The sequence below is a fragment of the uncultured Sphingorhabdus sp. genome (assembly GCF_937872355.1).
Taxonomy (GTDB): Bacteria; Pseudomonadota; Alphaproteobacteria; order Sphingomonadales; family Sphingomonadaceae; genus Sphingorhabdus_B.
In genome coordinates, this window is record NZ_CALMSV010000173.1 from 1 (window position 1) to 4,435 (window position 4,435).

Below are 4,435 nucleotides of genomic sequence, written 5' to 3' on the forward strand. Positions count from 1 at the left end.
CATCGACACCCTTTTCGAGCGCCTTCACCTGATCGCCCATCGACACGCCACCGATCAGCAACGCCATCGACAGCTTGTGATTGACGCCATATTTTTCAAAATTCTCAGCCACCTGAGCCGCCAATTCACGGGTCGGTTCTAGGATCAGGCTGCGCGGCATGCGAGCCCGCGCGCGGCCGTGGGCGAGTACATCGATCATAGGTAGAACGAACGATGCGGTCTTGCCCGTGCCGGTCTGCGCAATGCCGATGATGTCGCGCATCATCAACACGGATGGGATGGCCTGTGCCTGAATCGGCGTAGGCGTATCGTAACCGGCGGCTAGGACGGCACTCAAAAGTTCTTCGGAAAGGCCGAGATCGGCAAATGACATAAGGTTCCAATTTCAAGGAAGATAAAAAGCCGGTCAGCGCAATCCCGCGCTTCCGGTGGGCGGCGATTGGCGAAACATCGTCAAAAAGTCAAGGAATTTGGCGTGTCTTACTCTGGAACGAGCAGCCGGAATTTGTCAATTTCGCATTTCGCTCCTGTGCGGGCGTGCACCAGGTCGCGATCGACGCATAATTTACCGTCCTTCGATCGTTCGACATAGGCACCCGCATAAAACTCTCGGGCGAGGCATCCATCGCCCAGATAGGCGCGGATCAATTGCCGTTCACGAGTGACCAGTTCCAGACTGTTTTTGGGGCCGGGACGCGAGGCGACCAGCCTGTCCATTAACAGGCATTTGCCAATCTTTTCCTCGCTATAGATGGGTTCTTTACGCTTTTCGGTGCGTCCGGGTGCCGCAAGAACAGGCTGATTGGGAAAGCGGATAATCACCCGTTGCTCGACCCGTGCCTGAAACTCTTTGGTGCTTCCCAGAAGGTCCAAAAGCGCATTGGATGACTGCCCATAGGCACCATATGCCACGCTTGAAGCGACCGCGAGACCGGCAATGACAATCAGAAAAATGCGCAATGTCGGGTCCCGACTAAAATTCGCCTCTTGCTGCCAATAGCCGTAACGGTTGAACGGAGCATTAATCCAGCCCTATGAAGGGCAAATAGGTGAGTCAATTGCAAGGTCTGCAGGAGTGAGAATTTTTGTCACATGCTGATACATTGAAGCAGCTGCAGCAGCTTTTGGGCCCCAAGGGCTTTAGCGCTGATCCAGACGATCTTGCGCCCTGGACCACCGATTGGCGTGGTCGATACACGGGTAAGGCCGCAGCGCTACTGTCACCGGCTTCAACCGAAGAAGTTGCGGCGATCGTGAAGATTGCCAGTGGGGCGGGGTTGCCCCTTGTTCCCCAAGGTGGAAATAGCGGGATGGTCGCAGGTGCGACGCCTGATGAAAGTGGAGATAGCTGTCTGCTCTCGCTCAGACGATTGAACCAGATCGAGACAATCGATCCGATCGCTCGACTGGTACAATGTGGAGCGGGCGTGATCCTTCATAACCTGCATGAAGCAGTGGCCGCGCAAGGAATGCGTTTTCCGTTGACGCTTGGCGGCAAAGGTTCAGCTACAGTCGGAGGTTTGATATCGACCAATGCCGGCGGAACCCAGGTCTTGCGCCACGGTACGATGCGCAATCTGGTTGCCGGTGTTCAGGCGGTACTTCCAGACGGTTCGATTTTCGACGGACTAACGCCGCTCAAAAAAGACAATCGGGGTTATGATCTGAAACATCTGCTGATTGGAGCAGAGGGTACGATCGGCATTGTTACAAAGGCGACATTGCATCTTGTTCCGGCCGTGATTGAACGCTGCGTCGCTTGGGTCTCGGTCGATAGCCCATCTGCCGCCTATAGGCTTCTCCGCGAAGCAGAGCATGCATTTCCAGCCATGCTCGAAGGATTTGAAATATTCCCTGATGCGGCACTCCGTCATGTTCTGCGGCATATTCCGGGAACCCGCGACCCGTTGGAAAACCAATTTGCGTGGCATATTGTGATGGAGCTGGTCAAAGACAGTCCGGATGAGGATCCACCTTTGTCTGCCGTCGAACAGTTTCTCGGCAAGATGCTCGAACAGGGTCTGGCGCGCGACGCCGTAATTGCAGCGAATGAGGCGCAAGCGGAAGCATTTTGGAAAATTAGAGACAGCATTGCCGAGGCCGAACGCGCCGAAGGACCCGCCTTGCAGCATGACATCAGCGTACCTGTCGATGCGATGGCGCGTTTCATCGAGCAGGAATCTCCCATATTTGAAGCGCGCTATCCGGGCACATCCATCATCGCGTTCGGCCATTTGGGTGATGGCAATATCCATTTTCATGTGAAAGCGCCGAAAGGTGTCGTCGCCGACGGATGGTATGCAGATTATAGCTCACGCATCAGTGCGGACGTCTATGACCGGGTTACCGAATATCGGGGCTCTCTCTCCGCCGAGCATGGGATAGGCAAGGCAAAGTTGGCCGAGTTTGAACGGCTCTCCGATCCTGCACGTCTTGCGGCCTTGCGTGCCATCAAATCTGCGCTTGACCCGAAAGGGATCATGAACCCCGGAAAGCTCGTGCCTCTTGCCAGCAACGGCGCCGCCGCCTAAAGCCGCCAGCAATCTTTAATTCCAATCCAAATGACGGAGTATTCAATGGCTACCCAGCCCGCGCCGCAAGGCTTGCCGATTTTCTATCAAGATCTCGTTCCGCTGAACAGTAATGAACATGGCAGTTTCAAGAGCCGTCCGATGGACAGCGCCAAGTTCATGCAGGGTCAGCACGCCATTCCGCTTACGGTAGAAGAGTTTGTCTCGGCTTCGCGTAACTTCCCGATCATTTTTTCGGCTGGTGATAACCCTGTTCCGCTTGCGCTGATGGGCATGAACGAAGGCGTTAATGTCTTCTTGGATGAAGAAGGAAAATTCAGTTCACCCGTTTACTTGCCCGCCTATATACGTCGCTATCCTTTCATGCTGGCCCGTCTGCGTCCTGACAGCGACGAGCTCACATTGTGTTTCGACCCAACGTCGGAAGTCATTGGCGACTTCAAGGATGAAGGTACCGCCCTTTTTGACGGCAACGAAGCTACAGACACAACGCGCGAGATCCTGAAATTCTGCGAAGATTTTGAACAGGCAGGTGCCCGCACCGCCGCCTTTGTCGAAGAATTGCAGAAATATGGACTGCTGATGGAAGGTGAAGTCGCTATTCAACAGGAAGGCAAAGAAGCGCCTTATGTGTATCGCGGCTTCCAGATGGTCAATGAAGAGAAGCTTCGCGACATGCGTGGTGATGAACTGCGCAAGATCAACCAGAACGGTATGTTGCCGCTGATCCATGCCCATCTCTTCTCGTTGCAGCTGGTTCGCGATATATTTGCTTTGCAGGTTCAGCAAGGTAAGGTGCCGGTTGCCGACGGGGCTGCCACCGCCTGATGCTGTGGGCGGCCCCCTTAACAGGAGGGCCGCCATGACCAACAAATATAGCAAAGTCGCGATTATTCTGCATTGGCTAATCGCGTTACTGGTCTTTTCCAATTTCTACCTCGCCAGTGCTGCAGAGGATTTACCGCGCGAAGCGCAAGGCGCCTTCATGGCTCCACACAAAGCCATAGGTATTTCTATCTTGCTGTTGTCGCTTCTGCGGCTCATCTGGCGTGTGGGCCACAAGCCGCCGCCTCTGCCTGAGGCCATTCCTGCATGGCAGGCCGGGCTCGGCAAGTTCGTGCATCTATTATTCTACTTCCTGATCATAGCCGTTCCGTTTTCGGGCTGGCTGATGGCATCGGCGCATCCGCAAGCCCCGCCAGTTGACTTTTTCGGCCTATTCGATGCGACCTTACCGATAGAAAAAAGCAAGGACCTTGCAGGCATCGGCCATGAAGCCCATGAAATCCTGACAAAGCCACTTTTTCTATTGATATTGTTGCATATTCTTGGTGCTTTGAAGCATCAGTTTGCCGACAAATTGCCCTTCATCCAGCGGATGTGGCCCTAGGGCATCTGCACGTATCAGCGGGGCATTTCGTCGCGCTGATACGAGTTGATACAGACTCGGCTATTGATTTGGGGGCACGAACGCCCCATCTTTGGTTCAGGACGGATATCTCCCCTCCCTTATCCGTCCTACGGCGCTGCAGGTCAGCGCCACCTCCCTGAACCTTGGCCACCCCGGATTTTTCCGGGGTGGTTTTTTCTTGGGCAACGAAAGTATTGTTTTCCAAAGGCTATTCGGCTGCCATCGACATAGAAGTGCCGCGCGTGAGTTCGGCCAGCAGCACGAGCAATTCGGTAATCATCTCGCTGGTCGTTCCAAGCCCAGCGTCCGGCTCTCGCAGGTCCGAGTCGAGATAAAGTGACCGGTCAACTTCTATCTGGATGGCGTGGATGTTCTTGCGAACCTGCCCATGCCTGCGCAAGATATAGTCGCCGGAATAGGGATGGTTCAGCGCAGCCGACATCCCGATCTGCTTTAAACGCTGCAACAAGACTTCCGAATAGAGCGAAGCTGC

The 4,435-nt window shown here is 54.6% G+C and carries 6 protein-coding genes; 3 read left to right on the top strand and 3 right to left on the bottom strand.

Annotated elements, in window-relative coordinates:
- The coding region (locus Q0239_RS11425) for a DEAD/DEAH box helicase (RefSeq protein ID WP_298602834.1) at positions 1–373 on the bottom strand (373 nt) is incomplete at its 3' end.
- 107 nt (positions 374–480) lie between these two features.
- Positions 481–960: a hypothetical protein gene (locus Q0239_RS11430; protein WP_298602837.1), complete on the bottom strand. Its 480-nt coding sequence runs from the start codon at positions 958–960 to the stop codon at positions 481–483.
- Between the two features lie 125 nt (positions 961–1,085).
- On the opposite strand from Q0239_RS11430, the gene Q0239_RS11435 reads away from it, so the two are divergent.
- From Q0239_RS11435 to Q0239_RS11445, 3 genes are read left to right on the top strand one after another with little or no spacing between them, the layout of a single operon-like run.
- A complete protein-coding gene (locus Q0239_RS11435) occupies positions 1,086–2,531 on the top strand; it encodes an FAD-binding oxidoreductase (RefSeq protein WP_298602840.1) in 1,446 nt (481 codons plus the stop codon).
- Positions 2,532–2,576: 45 nt separating this feature from the next.
- Complete coding sequence (locus Q0239_RS11440; protein WP_298602843.1) at positions 2,577–3,359, top strand: SapC family protein; 783 nt, start codon at positions 2,577–2,579, stop codon at positions 3,357–3,359.
- 34 nt (positions 3,360–3,393) lie between these two features.
- Positions 3,394–3,921, top strand: a complete 528-nt coding sequence (locus Q0239_RS11445; RefSeq protein ID WP_298602845.1) for a cytochrome b/b6 domain-containing protein — start codon at positions 3,394–3,396, stop codon at positions 3,919–3,921.
- Between the two features lie 229 nt (positions 3,922–4,150).
- Here the strand turns inward: Q0239_RS11445 and Q0239_RS11450 are convergent.
- Positions 4,151–4,435 (bottom strand): N-formylglutamate amidohydrolase (locus Q0239_RS11450; protein WP_298602847.1); only part of this gene is annotated, 285 nt, incomplete at its 5' end.